The sequence below is a fragment of the Bradyrhizobium sp. SEMIA genome, assembly GCF_014844175.1.
GTDB classification, from domain to species: domain Bacteria; phylum Pseudomonadota; class Alphaproteobacteria; order Rhizobiales; family Xanthobacteraceae; genus Bradyrhizobium; species Bradyrhizobium arachidis.
The window spans coordinates 1,208,452-1,228,631 of sequence record NZ_CP046601.1; the positions used below are offsets into that span (position 1 = coordinate 1,208,452).

Genomic DNA, 20,180 nt, shown 5'->3' on the forward strand with positions numbered 1-20,180 from the left:
CATTGCACTTCCTTCACTCCGCTGCCGCGACGTGCCCGAGCTCCACCACCTGGCGCTCGAACAGGCCGCGATAGATGCCGCCCGGCTTGCCCGCGAGCATGGCATGGGTGCCTTGCTCGACGATCTCGCCGCGGTCGAACACCAGGATCCGATCGAGACTTCTCACCGTCGACAGCCGGTGCGCGATCACGATCGAGGTGCGGCCTTTCATCAGCCGCTCCATCGCCTGCTGGATCAGCGCCTCCGATTCCGAATCGAGGCTCGAGGTCGCCTCGTCCAGGATCAGCACCGGCGCATCCGCCAGGAAGGCGCGCGCCAGCGCCACGCGCTGCCGCTCGCCGCCCGACAGTTTCACGCCGCGCTCGCCCACCAGCGTGCCGTAGCCCTTGGGCAGGCGCAGGATGAAGTCGTGCGCATTGGCGAGCCGCGCCGCCTGCTCGATCGCCTCCAGGCTGGCGCCGGGCCGGCCATAGGCGATGTTCTCGGCGAGCGAGCGGTGGAACAGGATCGGCTCCTGCTGCACGATCGCGATCTGGCTGCGCAGCGATTGCTGCGTCGCCAGCGCGATGTCCTGCCCGTCGATCAGCACACGACCACCGGAGACGTCATAGAGCCGCTGCACCAGCTTGACGAAGGTCGTCTTGCCGGAACCGGAGCGGCCGACCAGGCCGACGCGCTCGCCGGCGCGGATCGTGACCGACAGTCCGTCGTATAGCGGCGCGCGATGGCCGCCATAGAGGAACGTGACGTCATCGAACACGATCTCGCCGCCCTCGATCGCGATCGGCCGGGCGCCCGCGGCATCGACGATCCCGATCGGCTCGTCATGGATCGCCACGAGTTCGTCCATGTCGTTCACGGCACGCTGGAGGTTGTTGATGTGCATGCCGACGTCGCGCAGATAGGCGTGGATGACGTAATAGCTCGTCAGCACATAGGTGACGTCGCCGGGCGAGGCGTGCCCGTACATCCACAGCAGCACCGAGCCGCCGATCACCGACGCCCGCAGGCACAGCAGCAGCGCAAGCTGCGCCATGGCGGTGTAGTTGTAGCGGAACCAGGTCCGCCGCACCCGAACGCGCCAGCGGCTGATGACGCGGGCGAGCCGCGTATCCTCGCGTAGCTCCGCGCCGAAGGATTTCACCACGGCGTTGCAGGTCAACGCATCCGCCAGCGTGCCGCCGACCTTGGTGTCCCAGGCGTTGGAGACGCGCGCGGCCGGCGCGATGTACCGCGTCGAGAACACCACGGTGATGGTGACGTAGAACAGCGCGCCCACCGCGATCACCGCGCCGAGCGAGGCCCAGTGCAGGCCGATCAGGACCATGGAGCCGATCAGCACCAGCAAAGACGGCGCCAACGCCATCAGGATGGTGTCGTTGAGCAGGTCGAGCGCCCACATGCCGCGCGTGATCTTGCGCACGGTGGAGCCGGCGAAGGAGTTGGCGTGCCAATCGGTCGAGAAACGCTGCACGCGCATGAACGCGTCCTGCGCCACCTCCGTCATGGTCTTCAGCGTGAACGGCACGATGGCCTGGAGGCCGATCAGCCGGAGCACCACGGAGACTGCACCGAGCGCCACGATGGCGCCGAATGCGACCAGCGCGGCGTGGCGCGCATCGAGGTCGGCTGAACCGCGCGTCAACGCATCGACCAGTTGTCCGGAGAAGACCGGCATGAACAGGTCGGCGACGGTCGCGCCCAACAGGCCGCCGGCGACGATCAGCGTGCGCCCCGGCTGCTTCAGCCAGTGGCGGAACACGAAGGGCAACACCACGCGTATCGCCGCGGGCTTCTTTGACAAAGCGGTCATGGCATCATCCGGCTGCGTTTGGCGCAGGCCGGCTCCATCGATGGACGCAAGCCGGCCACGCGGGCCGAGACGGCGTCACTGAGAACTGATTTTGACTTGGGAAGAGGAGCGATCGGGACGATGTGCCCAATCGAAGCCGGCGGAAAGGGCCTCTAACAGGCCGCGTACATACCGAGCCAGGCGATCATCGAGCGCGGGCGTACGATCTGCGACTGCGACGAAATCATGCAAATCCCTCCCGGTTCGATTGAATGAGGTGCGCTTTATAGATGTGTCGTTTCCGGTTTGCAACGGGGCCCGTGCGAGATCACGGATGAGTGTTGCAATTTGGTGCGGGGTGCGTTGGTGCGCGACACTTTGCGCAGTGCCCTCGCCTGAACCTCCGCTGTCATCCCCCGCGAAGGCGGGGGACCCAGTACGCCGCGGCTTCTCCGTACCCCACCGCCGCTGGTGGAATACTGGGTCGCCCGGTCAAGCCGGGCGACGACACCGACTATGTGGCGCACTCAATGCGCGTCGCCACCGCCGGCCAGCGAGGCCGGCTTGTTCAGCAGCGTCACCAGCACGCTGAGGCCGAGATAGAACAGCGTCAGCATGAAGAAGGCATCGCCAAAGCTCATCACCACGGCCTGGCGGTGCACGATCTGGCTGAGCTGCTTCATCGCCATCAGCGTGGAATCGCCGAGCCCCTGGAATTTCTGCTGGAGCATGGTCAGCGTCTCGGTCGCGGTGGCGTTACCCCAGTGCACGCGTTCCTGCAGGCGCGTGATGTGCAGATCAGTGCGGTCGTTGAGCACGGTGTTGATGACGGCGAGCCCGACCGCGCCGCCGAGATTGCGCATCAGGTTGAACAGGCCGCTGGCGTTCTTGACCCGGTCGGGCGCCAGCGTGCCGAGCGCGATGTTGTTGGTCGGCACCATCGCGAACATCATGCCGATGCCGCGCAGGATCTGCGGCACCAGCAGCTCGTAGAAATCGTAGTCGCGGGTGATCCAGGTCATCTGGTAGGAGCCGATCGCGAAAACGACGAGACCGAACGCAATCATGTAGCGCATGTCGAACTTGACCATGAGCCGGCCGACCAGCGGCGCGACCAGGAACATGGTGATGCCGGAGACGAACATGGTCTCGCCGATCATCAGCGCGCTGTAGCCGCGCACCTCGGCGAGATAGCGCGGATAGATGTAGGTCAGGCCGTAGAGGCCGATGCCGATGCAGAACTGGAGCACACAGCCGATCGCGAAATTGCGGTTGGAGAAGGTGCGCAAATTGACGATCGGCTCGGCCGCGGTGAACACGCGCCAGAAGAACGCGATCGCGGAGATCGCGCAGATCCAGGCGCAGATCGCCACTGAGGTGTCCTGCATCCATTCATATTGCGGGCCTTCCTCCAGCACATATTCGAGCGTGCCGAGGAAGCCGGCCATGAACAACAGGCCCCACCAGTCGAAGCGGTCGAGCAGCTCGAAATGCGGCTCGTCGAAATCGACCAGCGCCAGCACGCCCAGCGTGATGGCGATGCCGGGAACGACATTGATGAAGAACAGCCAGTTCCAGGACATCAGGTCGGTGATGTAGCCGCCGACCGTCGGGCCGATCGTGGGAGCCAGCGTCGCAACAAGCCCGATGATCGGGCGACGATATGGAATTTCGTGCGCGGGAACACCGTGTAGGCCGAGGCGAAAACGGTCGGGATCATGCCGGCGCCGAGGAATCCCTGCAGCGCGCGCCAGAGGATCATCTCCTCGATGGTGGTGGCGAAGCCACAGAGCAGGCTCGAGAAGGTGAAGCCAGCCGCCGAGATCGCGAACAACAGCCGCGTGCCGAACGCGCGCGACAGAAATCCGGACAGCGGGATCGCGATGACTTCGGCGATCAGATAGGCGGTCTGGACCCAGGAGACTTCGCTAGAGCTCGCCGACAGGCCGGCCTGGATTTCACTCAAAGACGCCGAGACGATCTGGATGTCCAGGATCGACATGAACATCCCGAACACCATGATGATGAACGCGAACAGCCGCTTCGGCGCGATGCGCTCTTCGGCGGGGTTCGCCATCATGGCGGAGGAAGCGGTGGTGGCGTTGGCCATGGTGTGACCTCGCAGCGCTCAGGCGCGGCTACTGCGGATGGATCGCGGTGGGATCGTCGAGATCGACCTCGCTGTCGGCGTCGGCCGCGCCCTTGTTGGTGTCGACGGTCGCATAGACCGACATGCCGGCGCGCAGCAGGTTCTGCCTCGCGACCGATTTCGGCACGCGGATGCGGACCGGCACGCGCTGCACGATCTTGGTGAAGTTGCCGGTGGCGTTGTCGGGCGGCAGCAGCGTGAACACGGAGCCTGCGCCCGCGGCGATGCTGTCGACCACGCCGGAGAACTTGCGCATGCCGTAGGCATCGACCTTGATCGTCACCGGCTGGCCGGCGCGGATGCGCTTGAGCTGCGTTTCCTTGAAATTGGCGTCGATATAGACGTCGTCGAGCGGCACGATGTTGCCAAGACGCTGGCCGACCGCGACGAAATCGCCGGCGTTGACGAGACGGTTGGAGAACGTGCCGTCGACCGGCGCGCGCACCGCGGTGAAGGCGAGATCGCGCTGGGCTTTCGCCAGCGTGGTCTTGAGCTCGGCGAGCTGCGCCTGCGCTTCGGCCTGCTGCGCCTTGGTGACGTCGACATTGCTGACCGCGACGTCGTAGGCGGCCTGCGCGGCCTTCACCGCGGCGGCGCCCTGGTCGCGTCCGGCTTCCGAGCTTTCGAAGGTGGCGCGCGAGGCAAAGCCCTTGCTGCTCAGCGCCTGCTGGCGCTCATAGTCGAGATCGGCGCGCTTGAGGCCGGCTTCGGCCGAGACCAGCTGCGCCTTGGCCTGCACGACCTGGCTTTCGAGCGCCGCGATCTGGCGGCCGATGCGATCGATGGTGGCCTGCTGGGTCGCGATCCTGGTCGCGGCGGCGTCGACGCGATCTTGTAGTCGCCATCGTCGATGCGGAAGACGATGTCGCCGGCTTTCACGGGCGTGTTGTCGCCGGCGAGGACCGAGGAGATGTGGCCGGCAACGCGCGCGCCCAGCATGGTGTTGTTGGCGCGGACATAGGCGTCGTCGGTCGAAACGTAGAAGCGGCCGACCAGCGTGTAATAGCCGGCATAGCTTGCGGCCGCGAGCGCCAGCACGAGGCCGACGCCCATCAGCACGAATTTGCGCTTGCCGGATTTCGGCGCATCGGCGGCAGCAGGTGCAGCCGGCTTGTCGGTCACGGGCTTCTCCGGCGCCTCACTGGTGCGGCGCTTGGTTTCCTCGGCCACATGAGAGCGCAACTGCTCGGCAAGGGCGGCGGGGTTTTCGGTCGCAGCCTCGCTGCCCGCCCGCTCCGGCGTCGTCTCCACCGTGTCCTGGCGAAGCACGCGCGCAGCCTGGTCTCTCGATACGGCCATGACGGCCTCCCCATAAAAAAGCACGACCAGGGATGGCCGTCCTGCGGACGGCTCCCTCTCGTGCATTCCAAATATCATTGACCGAACCGTTCGGTCAATATACATCTTATTCCCGGGTCGACCGTATCGGCCCGAATCCTTTATTCGGGTTCATGGCCCTGGACCCGATCCAAAAACCTGCCGAGACCCTGAACCAATGGTTGTAGTCGGCCGCGAACATCTCCGCGTCGTCCAAGAGGAGGACAGCACCAAGCGCCGCCAGATCCTGGACGGGGCCCGCAAGGTGTTCATGGATCTCGGTTTTGACGGCGCCAGCATGGGCGAGATCGCGCGCGCCGCGCAGGTCTCGAAGGGCACGCTCTACGTCTACTTCGCCGACAAATGCGCGCTGTTCGAAGCCATCCTCGAGCAGGAGGCGCTCCAGCACGGCCAGGTCGTGTTCAATTTCGATCCCGCGCGCGATGCCGAGACCACGCTGAAGGATTTTGGACGGGCCTACATCCACCTGCTCTGCCGGCCCGGCGGCGGATCGGCGATCCGCACCGTGATGGCGATCGCCGAGCGCATGCCCGATGTCGGCCGCCGCTATTATGCGCGGGTGCTGGACAAGACCATCAACCGCCTCTCCGATTATCTGAAGGCCCACGTCGCCTCCGGCAATCTCAGGATCGACGATTGCGACCTCGCGGCCTCGCAATTCATGGAACTGTGCAAGGCCTCGCTCTTTCTTCCCTTCATCTTCCAGGCCGCGCCCGCGCCGTCGGAAGCGCGCATGACCGAGGTCGTCGACAGCGCGACGCGGATGTTTCTGGCGGCGTATCAGGCGAAATAGCGGCAAGCGCGCCGCGTTGCGCGCGCCGGTAGCGCGGCATTATATTGAGTGCCATGTCCCGTGATCTTCGCCCGCCTGTCGATATCCTCCATTACGAGATCGTCCAGGAACAGGCCTCAGCGCTTGGACGGATGGGCCGTACGCTCGAACAGGCGCTGACGCGCTTGCGCGAATTCGACGCTGCTCATGCGCTCTCGGAGACGACGCCCTCGCAACTGGCAAGGCGCAAGCTGGTGGCGGAAGCCGGTCACGCGCTCTGGATGTTCGTGGTGCAACGCGAGGCGACGGGCCTGCGCGACAGCCGCCACATCATGCGCACCTACAACGTCCCCGCCGAGGTGCAGCGCTGCATGGGGCTGGCCCCCGCCCCGTCAAAGCCGAGCGCGAAATGAGTTGTTAGGTCGGCGGAGCTACGCCGCGACCTCCTCCATCCGGCGCCAGCCATGCACGACCTGCCGCCCGTCGCGCGCGAACGCGAACAAATTGCCGCCGCCGGCCGGCTGATCGTGGACGCGGTCGATGGGATAGCCTGCAGTGTGGCAGAACAGCAGCGTGCCGACGCCGCCATGGCCGACGAAAAGAATATCGCCCGGACGATTGCGCGCCAGCACGGCTTCGGCCTCGCGCACGATGCGCGCCTGCGCATCGATCGCGCGCTCCCAGCCGCGGACGCTGAGATGCGGCTCCGCGAAGAACCGGTCGGCGACCTGTTCGAACTCGGCCGGCTTCAGGAAGCCGGTCGCCGAGCGGTCGTTCTCGTGCATGGCCTCGCGGATCTCGATCATAATGCCGAGCCTGATAGCGATGATCTCAGCGGTCTCGATCGCCTTGCGCTCGCCGCTGGAGACGATTTGCGTGGTGTGGGCGAGCCAGCTTGCCTGCGCGAGCGCTTCGGTGCGCGCACGTCCGGTCGGGCTCAGGCCCCATTGCGGCACCGGAACGTCGGGATCGATTTGCACCTGGGGATGGGTGAGATAGCGGACGATGGACATTCCGGGCCTTAATCGTCGGCGTACTCGTCTTCTTCCTGCTTGCGCGTCGTGCTCTTGCGCGCGCCGAGTGAGCCGGTCACGTAGGGATCGCGCGAGCTCGCATAGGGACTGCGCCGCTGTGCGCGCGAGGCAACCTCGTCGCCGGACACGGCGGCCGGCTGGCAGATCAGGCGGCGGCTGGCGCGACGCATCAGATCCACGTGGATGTGATCGTAGTGATAGACGTTCGATCCGGGCGCCAGCACCGTGGTGAAATGCGCGCATGCGCCCGACTGCACGTCGCGCAGGAAGCCCTGCTCTTCCGGCATGCCGCGCCAGCCGTCCTTGACGGTGATGCGGCGGCCGTCCGCGAGCACGAAGGCCGAGATGTCGAGCGCGTTGCCGAAGGCGTGCTCGGAGATGTGGGCATGCGGATTGCCGTTCATGCCGCGGCAGGAATAGGCGGAGATCTGCTTGATCTCGACCACGCGGGCGCCGAACCAGCGCGTCGCCGACGGCTGCACTGTGTCGGCGAGCCAGCGGTCGAGCTCGGACACGATCGGACAGGCGAGCGTCGCGGTCGGCTTCACCGCGACCGGACCGACCGCGGTCACGGGATTGCCCTGCGCGGGACCAAGGCGCGGCAACGGCTGCTGCGCCGGCGGCTGCGAATATGGCGCCGGCCGGGTCGGATAGCTCGGGGCATTCATGTAGCGCGCCGCGCCCGCGGCATCGGTGCCCTCGGGGGGCAGATCGATCTCGTCTTCCTGCGGCGCCACGCCGGGCGCATTCAGCGACATCGGGCCGGATGAGGCGCCATAGCCGGACGGCTGGCGCACCGCGCTCTCGGGATAGTTCGGGCGCTGCGGATAGGACGATGCCGGATAGGCCTGGCCTTGCGGATAATTCGATTGCGGCTGTCTCACCGGCCAGCGCGGCTGGTTGCCGATGCTGCCGGGCGGGCGCAGCGCCTCGTCGGCAAAACCATAGGTGCCGGAGGCTTCGCCGATGGCCGCGACCTTGAGCGGAAACTCGGCGCCGCACATGCCGGGGCCGGAGATCGGGTCGATGCGGACGAGGTCTGGCCCCTCTTTCACCGCGCCCGATTTCAGGCACGCGGCCTCGGCCTCGGCCCGCCACGGTTCACGTTCGGCCTGGAAAAAACCGCGTCCGCAACCCGCAAGCGAAACAAGGACGATGGAGCCGACGAGATACAAACGAACTCCGCGCGTCATGCACGCACGTTCGGTGAATTTACTTAAAGACTCTTCAACGTGTCGGCTTCAGCGTTCTTTAATCATGCCGGTCTGCGTGCGCGTAGAATGCGCGACAGCAGGGCTGACTTTTTAGGAAGGAGACTTTCTGTTAACCATACTGTCAGCGCGCAAAGAGGCGCGCATGGAGACATCTCATGACGTTCGCCGGGAGACTGAGTATAGTCACCGCGTACCTCGCCATGGCCTTTGTCGGCGCCATCGTGCTCGGCATGATCTAGAAGACGACATCTAGAGACGACACCGACCGCATCACCGGCTCACCCGCCTGCGCTGGATCATCCAGCCGCCGGACATTTTGCTACGATCAGAAGTTCGAGCATTCCGATCCCGTGACGCCGCCGATCTTGAAATCGCGGCACATCATCCCGGGATTGTCAGGGTCGGGATAGCGATCATCTTTCTCGCGGCGGGTATGACTGAAGCGCCAGCCCCGCGCGCGCATGCAGCGCTTGTACTGCGCGGATGTCGCCACCCCGTTCTGCGGCGCGCCGACCTGCGCATCGCAAGACGCGCTGTCGACATGCAGCGCATCGTCGCCGCGTTTCTGCTTCAGCATGTTGTCCCAGATGTCGGTGTCGGCGTGAGCCGAGATCGCGCTGCCAAGCAGCAGCGCGGCGATCAGGCCGAGACGTTTCATGTTGGCTCTCCTTGCATGCGTCGTCAGCCATCGGTCGCATGCAAGCGCGAGGCGGGTTCGGAGCCGAGGGATTACAAATTGGACAGGGGTGCGTTGCTTTCTCTCCGCCAGCCCGGAATCGTAGGGTGGGCAAAGGCGCACTTGCGCCGTGCCCACGATCTTTTGCCGGACGCGAGAGGCGGTGGGCACGCTTCGCTTTGCCCACCCTACGATACTGTCGTCGCGGGGAGAGATCCCTCTCCTGCCTCGCTTCGCGAGGAGAGAAAAAGATCTACGACCTCGCACTCCACTGCCGCGACGTCGTGATCAGCTGCTCGCGCGGTTCCTCGACTCTCGTCCAATCGTTTCCGGAGCACCAGAAGCGGCCGAGCGCGCAGGCTTCGACGTGGAGCCTGCCGGAGGCCTTCAGCGTCATCGTCGCATAATAGGTGTTGCCGGTGGAGCGGCTGTAGATGCTGCCCGTCCAGAGGTCGTGCGATTTCGGCTTCATGTTGACGAGCACACTCTCGCCGCGGGTGGACGCGTCGGTGAGTGCGAAGCCGCACAGCGCCGGGCCGCAGCGTTCGATGCGGACGGTGCCATTGGCGCCCGTGCTCTCCCATTCGCCGAGCGGCAGATAGGCCGGATCATCGTCGCTGCGCTTCGCGCTCGGTTTGGCCGGCATGATCTCGGGGTCCGCGGCCGGCGCCTCCATCCGCGGCGGGTCAAGCGTAATCGTCTTCGGCGGATCCAGGCGTGACAGCTCAACCCGCGGCGGATCGGGGCTCAGCGCTTCAGTTTTTGGGGCCGGCGGCGGCGCGACGGGTTGTGATGTCGTTGCGGCAAGGACGGGGGCGGGCGGAGCCGGTGGAGGCGCGAGGACCGTCGGTTGCACTGGCCTCGTCGGAGCAACCGGAGTGACCGGCTGCGGTGCCTGGACCACCGGTGCGGGCGGCGGGGCCGGTGCCGTGCTGACATCGTCCGTCCTCCGCAAGCTGTGGCTGGACATCGAAACACAGGACGTGGACCGGCAATTGCGCGGCGCCTCGACATGGAACCGATGGCCGCCGACCGAAAACGAGTAGGAACCGGCCTGCGCCGCGGGCGCCATCGCCATCAATGCGATCAACGTCCCGACCGAAGTCACAAGCCGCGTCATCGGTGCTCTCCTCTGTTTCCCCGAGACGTTACGCAGATGACGGGTGGCCGAATGTGCGCTGCCTCACCCAGTGGCGCACCGGCGTTGTGACGTTCATCACGGAAGGCGGGACGGGCGCGGCGTAGGGTCGAACCACGCTTCATCCACCAGCGACACCAGTCCATACCGGGACCGCGCCATTTTCGGAGGTTGTCATGAACAAGCTCACCATCGCCGCCGCCGCGCTTTTCCTCGCCTCGACCGCCGCGGCGCATGCCGGCAACTCGATCTCGTTCCAGATCGACGGCCAGCACATCCGCATCGAGACGCCGCGCAACTGCGCTTCGCTCGATTGCGTGACTATTGTCGCCCCTGGCCTGTCGAATAAGCCGATCAGGCTGAACAACATCAACCTCAACGGCCTCGGCGGCTCCAAGGACGATGATGTCGACACCACGCCGGCTCCGGCCCACGACCACGCAGCCCCGCGCCGGCTCCGGTGCAGCGGCACGAACTCGCCGATCGGCGTTTGGGCGACCGAAGAGAACAAGGGCAATGTCCGTGTCGAGCAGTGCGGTCCCAATCTGTGCGGTTACGCCCAGAAGACCAACGAGCGCATCCTGATCAACATGAAGCCCGATGGCGCGAAGTGGAGCGGCCGCATCCACGATCCCGACTCCGGCCGCAACTACGACTCCACGATCGCGATGAAGGGCCCGAACGCGATGCGCGTGCAGGGCTGCGCCTTCGGCGGCATGTTCTGCGGCGGCCAGACCTGGAAGCGCGTGAGCTGACGCGCGAAGCGCGTCATCCCTATTGCGCAATTGCGCAATGGGGGCGATGCGAAGCATCGAACCCGGGATCTCGAGCGACGAACTCTCACCACAACTCCTAGATTCCGGGTTCGCGACTTCGTCGCGCCCCGGAATGACGAGCAAGAACAGACCGCCCTCCGCCGACACCGCCCCGCACCGTTCGAACGTTCGCCCCTCCCTCGCGACTCATGTTCATCCGCCATTCAGCTCCCTGCGGCTGATATCGGCCGATCTCGCCTCGCGTTCTCACCGGGACCTCCTCGTGACTTCATTGGTGGCTTGGCGCCGCTTCGTGTTCGCGCTCGTGCTGGCCTTGCCGCTGGCCGGCGTGCGCGTGGCTTGTGCATCCGATGCAATTGAAATCGCGCAGGCGCAGCCGGCACCTGCCGCCTCCCCGACGCCATCGGCATCGCCAACACCATCGGCTTCGCCGACGCCGGCGGCAGACGCGCAGACCACCGCCGTCGAGCCGATCGGCAACGTCGCGACCGTGACGGGGATCGCGACCGTGATCCGCGACAGGAATTCCTATCCGCTGCGCGTGCGCGACGACATCTATCTCAACGACGTCGTGCAGACCTCGTCGAACTCCTCGCTCGGCATCACCTTCAACGACGCGACCACGTTCAACCTCTCCGCCAGCGCCAAGATCACCATCGACAATTACGTCTATGAGGACGGCGGCAAGCAGAACTCGGCGATCTTCGACATCGGCAAGGGCACGGTCGCGTTCGTCGCCGCGGCGGTGGCGAAGACCGGCGACATGAAGATCACGACGCCGACCGCGACGCTCGGCATCCGCGGCACTACCGGCGTCGTCGACGTGCCGGAAGGCGCTGCGGCGAACAAAGCAAACAACGTCAACATCAAACTTTATCCCGACGCCGACGGCCGCGTCGGCCACATCGACGTCGACGACCGCAGCAGCGGCACGCGGCTCGGCGCGCTGACGCGGGCGCGCTGACGCGGGCCGCGAGCGGCTTTGCGATCCGGCCTGGCGCAGCCACCGCCGGCGTCATGCGCTTCGCCGCGGTGCCGATCACGATTCCGGCGCAGCAGATCGCGCGCGACCGCGGCTTCGTCAGCCAGGTGCATCTGGCGCAGAGCACGGGCCGGCAGATCGTCACCGAGCAGCGCGACTTCCGCCGCGCCAATCCGGCCGCGATCAGCCGCATTCCGCGTCCCACCCAGCCGCCGCAGCAGCAGCAATTGCGCCCCACGACAGCGCCGGGTCAGCAACCGCAGCGGCCGAACGGCCAGCCCGGCCAGAACAACCGTCCCGGTCAACAGCAACAGCCGGGCACGCCGGGCCGCCAAGGTGCGCAGCCGCCGCAGCGGCAGGGACAAGGACAACAAGGACAAGGCGGCGCCGTGCAGCCGGGTGGCCAACGCGCAGGTCAAGGGCAGCAGCAACAGGGCCAGCAGCAACGGGGTCAACAACAGCCCGGTCAGCAGCAAGGTGCCGGACGTCCGACAGGTGCACCGCGCGCGGGGCAAAGCGGTCAGCAAGGCACGCAGCCAGGCGGCACGCCGCAAACCCAGCCGCCGCGCGGTGGACAGAATCCGGCGCAACCCGGAGCCGTGACACCGCCTCAGCCGGGCGGCACCGCTCCACAAGCACCGGCTCCGCAAACGCCGCGCACCGGCCTGCAACCCGGGCAGCCGCCAGCGCTGCAACAGCCGGGCATGCAGCGCCAAGGCGGATTCGGGCAGCGCCTCCCCAGCGCGCAACGCCCCGCAGCCCCGCGCAAACCGGCGTCGGCTCCAAAGGAGAAGGAGCGGCGGTGAAGTGTGGCGTGCATCAGTGCGCTCGGTGCACTCCCTCGCCCCGTTATTACGGGGAGAGGGTTGGGGTGAGGGGCTGCTTCCGCGAACTCGATTTCAATCGTAAGCGCAGCACTCAACTCAATCGTACGAGTCGGATGGACTTCCATTCTTGCAACGGTGTGCCCAGCCCCTCACCCGGATCGCTTGCGCGATCCGACCTCTAGCGCAGCACTCAACTAATCGTACGAGTGGATGGACTTCCATTCTTTGACGAACGGTGTCGCGCCCAGCCCCTCACCCGGATCGCTTGCGCCGATCCGACCCTCTCCCGCTGAAGAGGCGGGGAGAGTAAAGAGCCCTCATGCCTCGCCGCGAAGCCAGGCCCGCACCTTCTGCAACAGGCCATGCCGCAGTTCGTCGACGGAGGCGGCCTCAGCCGGTGTCAGCGTCTGCAAGGCGGCATCGATGTCGTCGGCCGCCAGCGTTGGCGCCGGCTCGGGCGCAGGCGCGGGCACCGGCCCAGCGGCCGCAAGCGCGATCGGGCCGACTTGCGTCAGGAACGCGCGCTCATATTCACGCGACAGGCGGGCGAGCGCGTCGTCGAGTGTCAGCCAGTCCACCGCCTTGATGTCGTTCATCAGCTTGCGGACGGGACCGCCATCGGCTTCCATCCGCCAGAAATGCACGACCTTGGAGCGCCCGCCCGACTGGTAGACCAGCGTGCCCAGAAATTCGTGCATGGCCACGTCATGGCCGGTCTCTTCGAGCACCTCGCGATGCGCGGCTTCCTTCGGCGTCTCGCCGTCGTCGAGCTTGCCCTTGGGCAGGACCCATTCGTTGCGCTTGCGCTGGCGCACGACCGCGATCAGCGGCGTCGAACCACGCCGCAGCACAATACCACCCGCCGCCATCACCGGCGCTCGCGCCATCACCCAATCCGTCGTCGTCAGAACCGTCCCCGGGGACGATATAGGCGAAGGTCAGGGCAGATTGAAGGCTACTTTCTTTTCAACAGCGCTTGACCTGCGCGAATGCGCGTGCCCTCGGCGATACCGTCGCAGAAGGTAAAATCGCCGGGCGCCAGGATGATGATGGTCGAGCCGTGCTCGAACCAGCCGAGCTCCTCGCCCTTGGTCACGTTGACGTCGCAGGGGAAATTGACCGGGCCGCGGGTCTGCGCGTTCAGCACCATGTCGAGGAAGTGCAACCGAATGCTTGCGACCAGGATCGCAGCAACCGGCACGAGCGTCACCGCCTCGCCGGTCGAAAGATGCGTGCGGATCACCGCGCGCTCGTTCTTGCAGAACAGCCGCTCCACGCGCTTGAGCGCGATCGGATTGACGTTCCAGACGTCGCCATGGATCAGCGTGACCCGCTCGATATGGGCGTCATAGGGCGCATGGAAGCGGTGATACATGCTCGAGGTCAACCGCAGCGTGACGAAGCTTCCGTTGCGGTGCTGATCGACCAGCGCGGAGTCGCCGACGAGGTCCAGCAACGAATACGGCGCGCCCTTGACCTGGAACAGTTCGGTATCGGCGATCCGGCCATGGGCGCCGACGATGCCGTCGGACGGGCTGGCGACGACCGCCGGATCGAGATCAAAGGGCCGCAGGCCAGGCTTGAGCTCCCGGGTGAAGCAGTCGTGCAGACTCCTGAAATGGGTCTTGCGCGCCTCCGACAGATCGAGGTCGGAGAACAGCTTCCACAGCGCGATCGAGAAGTCCCGTACCAGCGGATTCTCGATCTTGGAGAACCAACCCATGAACCGGGTCAGGGCCGCGCGGGGGATGCGGTTGGTCAACAGGAAGTTGAGGTCTTCCTGCTGGGTGAAAGAGGCAATGAGGGCTTTGACTGTCATGAATCTGTCAGCTCGCAGGGTTAGCGCTTGTTGTCATGGAAACGACACTCCCGATTCTCTCGATGTCCGTGGCCGCCGCAGCGTCTGCTGCCGCCGTCCTCCCGAAGATCAAGGCGCGGGTCGAACTGTCCCGCGCCAAGCACCGCTCGCTCGCCGGACACTCCAAGATGTCGCGGCGGGTGGCCAAGCTGCTGCCGTTCTACGAGTTCGAGGGTGACAAGTATTTCGGCTGCGACGGCGCGCCTGACAACGTGGTGAAGCAGCGCAAGGACGCCTTCTTCCGTCTCGCAGCTCTCTACGCCGATCGCTACCCCAAGGGCCGCGCGATGACGAAGCAAGCGGCCGAGACGATCTCCGACCTCAACTTCACCGAAAGCTACCGCGTGCCGTTCCAGTTCTCGCGACTCGTCCGCGAGCATCTGGGCACCTCGACCTTCATGGAGTCCTCGAGCGGCGTCACCGTCACCGATGTCGACGGCAACACTTCCTACGACCTCACGGGCTCCTACGGCGTCAACATCTTCGGCAACGACTTCTATAAGGAGTGCATCGAGGGCTCCGAGAAGCGCGCGCATGCGCTCGGTCCCGTGCTCGGTCCCTACCACCCCGTCATCCTCGAGAACGTGCAGCGGCTCAGCCATATCTCGGGCCTCGACGAAGTCTCGTTCCACATGTCCGGCACCGAAGCCGTGATGCAGGCCGTGCGCCTTGCGCGCTACCACACCAAGCGCACGCATCTGGTCCGTTTCGCCGGCGCTTATCACGGCTGGTGGGGCGACGTGCAGCCCGGTGTCGGCAATCCGATTCCCGCGCACGAGACCTACACGCTTTCCGAGATGTCCGAGAAGACGCTGCACGTGCTGCGCACGCGCAAGGACATCGCCTGCGTGCTGGTCAACCCGCTGCAGGGCCTGCATCCGAACAGCAACGCGCCCGGCGATTCCTCGCTGGTCGACAGTTCCCGCGGCGGCAATTTCGATCGCGCCGCCTACACCGAATGGCTGAAGAAGCTGCGCGAGGTCTGCGACCAGCGCGGCATCGTGCTGATCTTCGACGAGGTCTTCGTTGGCTTCCGTCTCGCCGCCGGCGCGCCCAGGAATATTTCGGCGTCAAGGCCGACATGGTGACCTACGGCAAGAGCCTCGCCGGCGGCCTGCCGGTCGGCGTGGTCTGCGGCAAGAAGGAATTGATGCGCCGCTTCCGCGACGACCGGCCCGCCGACATCTGCTTTGCGCGCGGCACCTTCAACTCGCATCCCTACGTCATGACGGCGATGGACGAGTTCTTGAGCCGCCTCGCCAGCCCGAACTTCCGCGCCATCTATGACGGGCTGGATGCGACCTGGAACGGCCGCGTCGCGAGGCTCAACCAGATGATGACCGACGCCAAGCTGCCGGTACAGTTCGCCAACTTCTCGTCGATCTGGACGGTGAAATACACCACCCCATCCCGCTACAACTGGATGCTGCAATACTATCTGCGCGCCGAAGGGCTGGCGCTGAGCTGGGTCGGCACCGGCCGGCTGATCTTCAGCCTGAACTACACCGACGCCGACTTCGCTGAGGTCGCCGAGCGCTTCGTCCGCGCCGCCGAGAAGATGAAGGCCGACGGCTTCTGGTGGCACGACGGCGTGCTCACCAACAAGAACATCAAGCGGCAGATCTTGAAAGAGATGCTGGCCAAGCGCTTCGGGCGCTGAGGCTTCGCTACGCGCACACCGCATACCTGCCGCCCCGAACACCGCTCTCTCTTCCCTCTCTCCCCGCTTGCGGGGAGAGAGTTGGGGTGAGGGGGACTCCCCGCGCGCGCGGTGAGAGTTGGTGGACGCCCAGCTAGCAGAGCCCCCGCGGAGAGCCCCCCTCACCCGGCTTTGCGCTACGCGCAAAAACGACCTCTCCCCGCAAGCGGGGCGAGGTGAAGAGAGCGCGCTCCTCGCCAGAGTCACTTTGAAAGCATCCCCAAGACGTGGATGCCCGGCACGAGGCCGGGCATGACGCAACCATCAGACATCGGAGTGTTTTGTGTGAGCTGCGCGCTCAGGCGTGCTGCTCTTCGAGCGCGGGCTCGGCGATGAGGCCCAGCGTGTGCTCGGGGTTGAGGTGCAGACCCGGGTCCATCAGCTCGCCGCGCATCAGCGCCAGCGGAGCAGAGCGATAGAGCATCAGATCGTGGAAGGGGTCGGTCAGGATCTTGGTCATCCAGACGAGGCCGGTCTCGACGTCGCGGATGAAGAACAGGTGCACGGTGCGGAACAGGAGGCCGCCGCCGCCGATGAAGAGCCAGATCTTGGCCGTCTGCCGCATGAAGTCGGTCACGCTGGCCCAGGGGGTGAACAGGCCGAACAGCGTCGGATCGACGAACAGCACCAGCGGCGAGAGCGCCCAGATCGCCATCAGCACCACCTTGCGCTGAAGGTTGTAGCCGACCTTGATCTCTTCCTTGTACTCGTGCGTCGCCTGGTTGATGTGGTCGTAATCGTGCGGCTCGAAGAAGAAGTGACCGGCCTGGCGCGAGGTCATCGAGACCAGCCAGCCGACCAGGGCGGAGATCACGGGGTCGACGAACAGCCAGACATAGGCGAAGAGAAAGCTCAGCGCGCTGACGAAGTGCAGGCTCTGATTGATGCGGCTGTGGTGATAGTAGCGATGGTCGTCCCAGCGCTGGATCCGCAGCTGCTCGAGATAGTTCTTGATCATGCTCTCCCCCAAAATGCTTCGGGTTCAGGATTTACAGGGATTCGATGTAGGCCGTGTGACATCATCATTTTGTCATATGACGATGTGCAGCGACGCGATGACGCACGCGAACACGTGAGCGGCGGAGCGAGCCGCCGCTCGTACGCAGCCCTGCTCAGGCTGCCTTGGCGACGTCGACCTTGCGGAAGCGCACCAGCGAGAAGTGGCCGAGCGGCGGAATCAGACGGCGCTCGGCGAGCTCGATGCCATTGGCACCGGAGAGCCACTTCGCGTAACGCGACCAGGCGAACTCGGCGGTGCGGAAGCCGAGCGGACGCACCACGGGCTGGAGCTTCTGCTCGATGAAGCGGCGCATGCCGGTGTCGGCGCTGACGCGGGTCAGGATGATCAGCTCGCCGCCCGGACGCAGCACGCGGGCGAATTCGTCGAGCGCCTTCTCCGGATTCGGCACGGCGGTGACGACATACTGCGCCATCACGACGTCGAAGGAATTGTCGGGGAATTCGAGCTTCTCGGCGTCCATCACCGCGAGGCCCTCGACATTCTTGAGGTTGCCTTCGCTGACGCGGCGGCGCGCCTTGTCGAGCATCGCGTCCGAAATGTCGGTGCCGAAGATGCGCAGATGCGGAGCGTACAGCGGCAGCGAGATGCCGGTGCCGACACCGACCTCGAGCACACGACCGCCGATCTTGTTGGTGGCTGCGATCGCGGCCTGACGGCCCTTGGCAAACACACCGCCGAACACGAGATCGTAGACGGGCGCCCAGCGGTCATAAGCCTGCTCGACCGAGCCACGGGTGAGGTCAAGCTGCTGGGTGCCGTCAAGGTTCATGATCTTAGCCATCGATGAGGTTCTCGCTGTGGGTCAAAGCTATGGTCAACCGCGCACCGGCCGCCGCGCCATGACGGGCGAGGCGCGCAGGACGCGGCTGGGCTGAAGTGAGGTGAGATTGCCGACGAACTGGCGCGCGCTGTTCTCCCAGGATCGCTCGAGCGCGAAGTTGCGGCAGGTCTCGCGCGACATGGTGAGCGCGCGCAGGCACGCAGTACGCAGGTCATGGTCGATCGCGCCGATCGGATGATCAGCGATGACGTCCTTCGGGCCCGTCACCGGAAACGCAGCAACCGGCGTGCCGCAGGCGAGTGCCTCGAGCTGCACCACGCCGAACGTGTCGGTCAGGCTCGGGAAGACGAAGACGTCGGCGGCTGCGAGATGCGCGGTGAGATCCGCGCCCTTCTTCTCGCCGAGGAACACGGCATCGGGATATTTTTTCTCCAGCGCCGCCTTCTGCGGGCCGTCGCCAACGACGACCTTGGTGCCGGGCAGGTCAAGCGAGAGGAAGGCGTCGAGGTTCTTCTCCACCGCGACGCGGCCCATGGTCATGAAGATCGGGCGCGGCAGATCGAGCTTGGCGGGACTGTCGGGATGGAACAGCTCGGTATTGACGCCGCGTCCCCAGAAGCCCAGCCGCTTGAAGCCGCGCTCGGACAGCTCCTGCCGCAGCGAGGGCGTCGCCACCATGGTCATGGCGGCGGCATCGTGGAAGTGGCGCAGCACGGCATAGCCGACGGCATCAGGGATGCCGGTCCGCACCGAGACGTATTCGGGAAAACGCGTCGTATAGGAGGTCGTGAACGCAAGGCGGTTGCGGCGGCAATAGGCGCGCGCAGCCCAGCCGATCGGGCCTTCAGTGGCAATGTGCAGCGCGTCGGGCGCCGCCTTCTCGATCCGCCGCGCGATCTCCTTTCCGCTCGGCAGCGCGATGCGCAGGCCCGGATAGGTCGGCAGCGGCCAGGACCGGAAGCCGTCCGGGGTAAGGAAGTCGATCTCGACGTCGAGCGCCTTGGCCGCGTTGGCCAGCGAGGTCAGGGTGCGGACCACACCGTTGACCTGCGGATGCCAGGCGTCAGTCGCGATTAATACCCGCATGGGGAAATCCCGAGAGGTTGATGATTCTCGGCTTAGGACCATCAACCAAGGATATTTCAGGCGTGTGACGTCACATAAATGTCGGCCCGCTGTTTTGTTGGTTAACAGCCGCGCCCGGCCACGAAACTGTCATGAAACAATCCTTGCCGCGACGAAACCGTTTTCGGTTTTCCGCGCAAACGTCCCGAAACTTCTTTCCGTTAGGGATTTAGGCAACGGAGCACCGAAACGGTGCCGCGGTGGCATCACACCGAGCAAACAGGGGCGATCAATGTTCAATCTGGACACGTTCAAGACGTATTCGCGCGCCGTTGCTTTTGGCGCAGTCGCGATCTCCGCAATCGCATTTGCCGGCCCGGCCAAAGCCGCGCCCGTGCAGCTCTTCCCGTTCTTCCAGCCGCTGCCGCCGATGGCGGCGCCGCAGCCGCTGCAGCCCTATCAGCCCTACCAGGCGCCGACCTATCAGACCGCGCCGTCCGAGGATCAGGACGCGGTCGAGATGCCGGCACGCTTCCGCCGCCAGACCGTCTCCTACGCGACGCGTGAAGCGCCGGGCACCATCATCATCGATACGCCGAACACTTATCTCTATTACGTGCTCGGTAACGGCCAGGCGCTGCGTTACGGCATCGGCGTCGGCCGCGACGGCTTCACCTGGTCCGGCATCCAGTCGGTGAGCAAGAAGGCCGAGTGGCCGGATTGGACTCCGCCGCCGGAGATGATCGCCCGCCAGCCCTATCTGCCGCGCCACATGGCCGGCGGCCCCGGCAATCCGCTTGGCGCCCGCGCCATGTATCTCGGCGGCACCATCTACCGCATCCACGGCACCAACGCGCCCGAGACCATCGGCAAGCACGTCTCCTCCGGCTGCATCCGCATGACCAACCAAGACGTCACCGACCTCTATTCCCGCGTCAACGTCGGCACCAAGGTGATCGTGTTGCCGATGTCGGAGCGCCGCGCCGATCTCGGCGCCGCGACGCGCTAACGCGACAGGACATTGTGACGCAAACGGCCCCGGAACCCACCGGGGCCGT

The 20,180-nt window shown here is 65.5% G+C and carries 16 protein-coding genes and 3 pseudogenes; 6 read left to right on the plus strand and 13 right to left on the minus strand.

The genetic code is table 11. The annotated features are described in order from the left end of the window. Positions 1–13: 13 nt before the first annotated feature. The 3 genes and pseudogenes from FOM02_RS05770 to FOM02_RS05780 form a co-directional block, all read right to left on the minus strand. Positions 14–1,813 (minus strand): ABC transporter ATP-binding protein, encoded by a 1,800-nt coding sequence (locus FOM02_RS05770; protein WP_027560648.1) that lies wholly within the window; start codon positions 1,811–1,813, stop codon positions 14–16. Positions 1,814–2,319: 506 nt separating this feature from the next. Next, positions 2,320–3,902, minus strand: a pseudogene (locus tag FOM02_RS05775) (DHA2 family efflux MFS transporter permease subunit). Positions 3,903–3,930: 28 nt separating this feature from the next. After that, positions 3,931–5,240 (minus strand): annotated as a pseudogene (locus tag FOM02_RS05780) (HlyD family efflux transporter periplasmic adaptor subunit). Between the two features lie 196 nt (positions 5,241–5,436). Here FOM02_RS05780 and FOM02_RS05785 point away from each other — a divergent pair. Both FOM02_RS05785 and FOM02_RS05790 read left to right on the plus strand, forming a co-directional pair. Continuing rightward, on the plus strand, positions 5,437–6,072 hold the full coding sequence (locus FOM02_RS05785; protein WP_027560651.1) for a TetR/AcrR family transcriptional regulator: 636 nt from the start codon (positions 5,437–5,439) through the stop codon (positions 6,070–6,072). Positions 6,073–6,125: 53 nt separating this feature from the next. Beyond that, entirely contained in the window at positions 6,126–6,464 is a 339-nt protein-coding gene (locus FOM02_RS05790) for a DUF6665 family protein (RefSeq protein ID WP_027560652.1), read from the plus strand. Positions 6,465–6,482: 18 nt separating this feature from the next. On the opposite strand, the gene FOM02_RS05795 is transcribed toward FOM02_RS05790, so the two are convergent. The 4 genes from FOM02_RS05795 to FOM02_RS47070 all read right to left on the minus strand — a co-directional run bounded on the left by FOM02_RS05795 (position 6,483) and on the right by FOM02_RS47070 (position 10,095). Then, the gene (locus tag FOM02_RS05795) at positions 6,483–7,064 is read right to left on the minus strand and encodes a histidine phosphatase family protein (protein ID WP_027560653.1); all 582 of its coding nucleotides are present in this window, start codon (positions 7,062–7,064) and stop codon (positions 6,483–6,485) included. A gap of 8 nt (positions 7,065–7,072) precedes the next feature. Beyond that, positions 7,073–8,278: an extensin family protein gene (locus tag FOM02_RS05800; RefSeq protein ID WP_027560654.1), complete on the minus strand. Its 1,206-nt coding sequence runs from the start codon at positions 8,276–8,278 to the stop codon at positions 7,073–7,075. 346 nt (positions 8,279–8,624) lie between these two features. Beyond that, on the minus strand, positions 8,625–8,957 hold the full coding sequence (locus FOM02_RS05805) for a hypothetical protein (protein ID WP_027560655.1): 333 nt from the start codon (positions 8,955–8,957) through the stop codon (positions 8,625–8,627). 271 nt (positions 8,958–9,228) lie between these two features. Further along, positions 9,229–10,095 carry a DUF2147 domain-containing protein gene (locus FOM02_RS47070; RefSeq protein ID WP_027560656.1) on the minus strand — a complete coding sequence of 289 codons (867 nt, stop codon included), beginning with the start codon at positions 10,093–10,095 and terminating at the stop codon, positions 9,229–9,231. Between the two features lie 194 nt (positions 10,096–10,289). On the opposite strand from FOM02_RS47070, the gene FOM02_RS05820 reads away from it, so the two are divergent. Together FOM02_RS05820 and FOM02_RS47075 are read left to right on the plus strand one after the other, a co-directional pair. Next, complete coding sequence (locus tag FOM02_RS05820; RefSeq protein ID WP_265441499.1) at positions 10,290–10,868, plus strand: DUF2147 domain-containing protein; 579 nt, start codon at positions 10,290–10,292, stop codon at positions 10,866–10,868. A 283-nt stretch (positions 10,869–11,151) separates the two neighbouring features. Beyond that, a complete protein-coding gene (locus tag FOM02_RS47075) occupies positions 11,152–11,853 on the plus strand; it encodes a FecR domain-containing protein (protein ID WP_416207760.1) in 702 nt (233 codons plus the stop codon). Positions 11,854–12,054: 201 nt separating this feature from the next. On the opposite strand, the gene FOM02_RS47080 is transcribed toward FOM02_RS47075, so the two are convergent. The 3 genes from FOM02_RS47080 to asd form a co-directional block, all read right to left on the minus strand. Further along, the gene (locus FOM02_RS47080) at positions 12,055–12,657 is read right to left on the minus strand and encodes a DUF3071 domain-containing protein (RefSeq protein WP_416207761.1); all 603 of its coding nucleotides are present in this window, start codon (positions 12,655–12,657) and stop codon (positions 12,055–12,057) included. 358 nt (positions 12,658–13,015) lie between these two features. Continuing rightward, positions 13,016–13,585, minus strand: a complete 570-nt coding sequence (locus FOM02_RS05830; RefSeq protein ID WP_027560659.1) for an NUDIX hydrolase — start codon at positions 13,583–13,585, stop codon at positions 13,016–13,018. A gap of 68 nt (positions 13,586–13,653) precedes the next feature. After that, the gene (asd, locus tag FOM02_RS05835; RefSeq protein WP_027560660.1) at positions 13,654–14,517 is read right to left on the minus strand and encodes an archaetidylserine decarboxylase; all 864 of its coding nucleotides are present in this window, start codon (positions 14,515–14,517) and stop codon (positions 13,654–13,656) included. A gap of 35 nt (positions 14,518–14,552) precedes the next feature. Between asd and FOM02_RS05840 the strand changes: the two are divergent. Then, positions 14,553–16,216 (plus strand): annotated as a pseudogene (locus FOM02_RS05840) (aminotransferase class III-fold pyridoxal phosphate-dependent enzyme). Positions 16,217–16,553: 337 nt separating this feature from the next. Here FOM02_RS05840 and FOM02_RS05845 read toward each other — a convergent pair. The 3 genes from FOM02_RS05845 to FOM02_RS05855 form a co-directional block, all read right to left on the minus strand. Continuing rightward, entirely contained in the window at positions 16,554–17,213 is a 660-nt protein-coding gene (locus FOM02_RS05845; RefSeq protein ID WP_027560662.1) for a hypothetical protein, read from the minus strand. 154 nt (positions 17,214–17,367) lie between these two features. Further along, positions 17,368–18,057 (minus strand): class I SAM-dependent methyltransferase, encoded by a 690-nt coding sequence (locus tag FOM02_RS05850; protein ID WP_027560663.1) that lies wholly within the window; start codon positions 18,055–18,057, stop codon positions 17,368–17,370. A 33-nt stretch (positions 18,058–18,090) separates the two neighbouring features. Beyond that, a complete protein-coding gene (locus FOM02_RS05855; RefSeq protein WP_027560664.1) occupies positions 18,091–19,143 on the minus strand; it encodes a glycosyltransferase family 4 protein in 1,053 nt (350 codons plus the stop codon). Positions 19,144–19,414: 271 nt separating this feature from the next. On the opposite strand from FOM02_RS05855, the gene FOM02_RS05860 reads away from it, so the two are divergent. After that, entirely contained in the window at positions 19,415–20,131 is a 717-nt protein-coding gene (locus FOM02_RS05860; RefSeq protein ID WP_027560665.1) for a L,D-transpeptidase, read from the plus strand. The last annotated feature ends 49 nt before the right edge of the window (positions 20,132–20,180 follow it).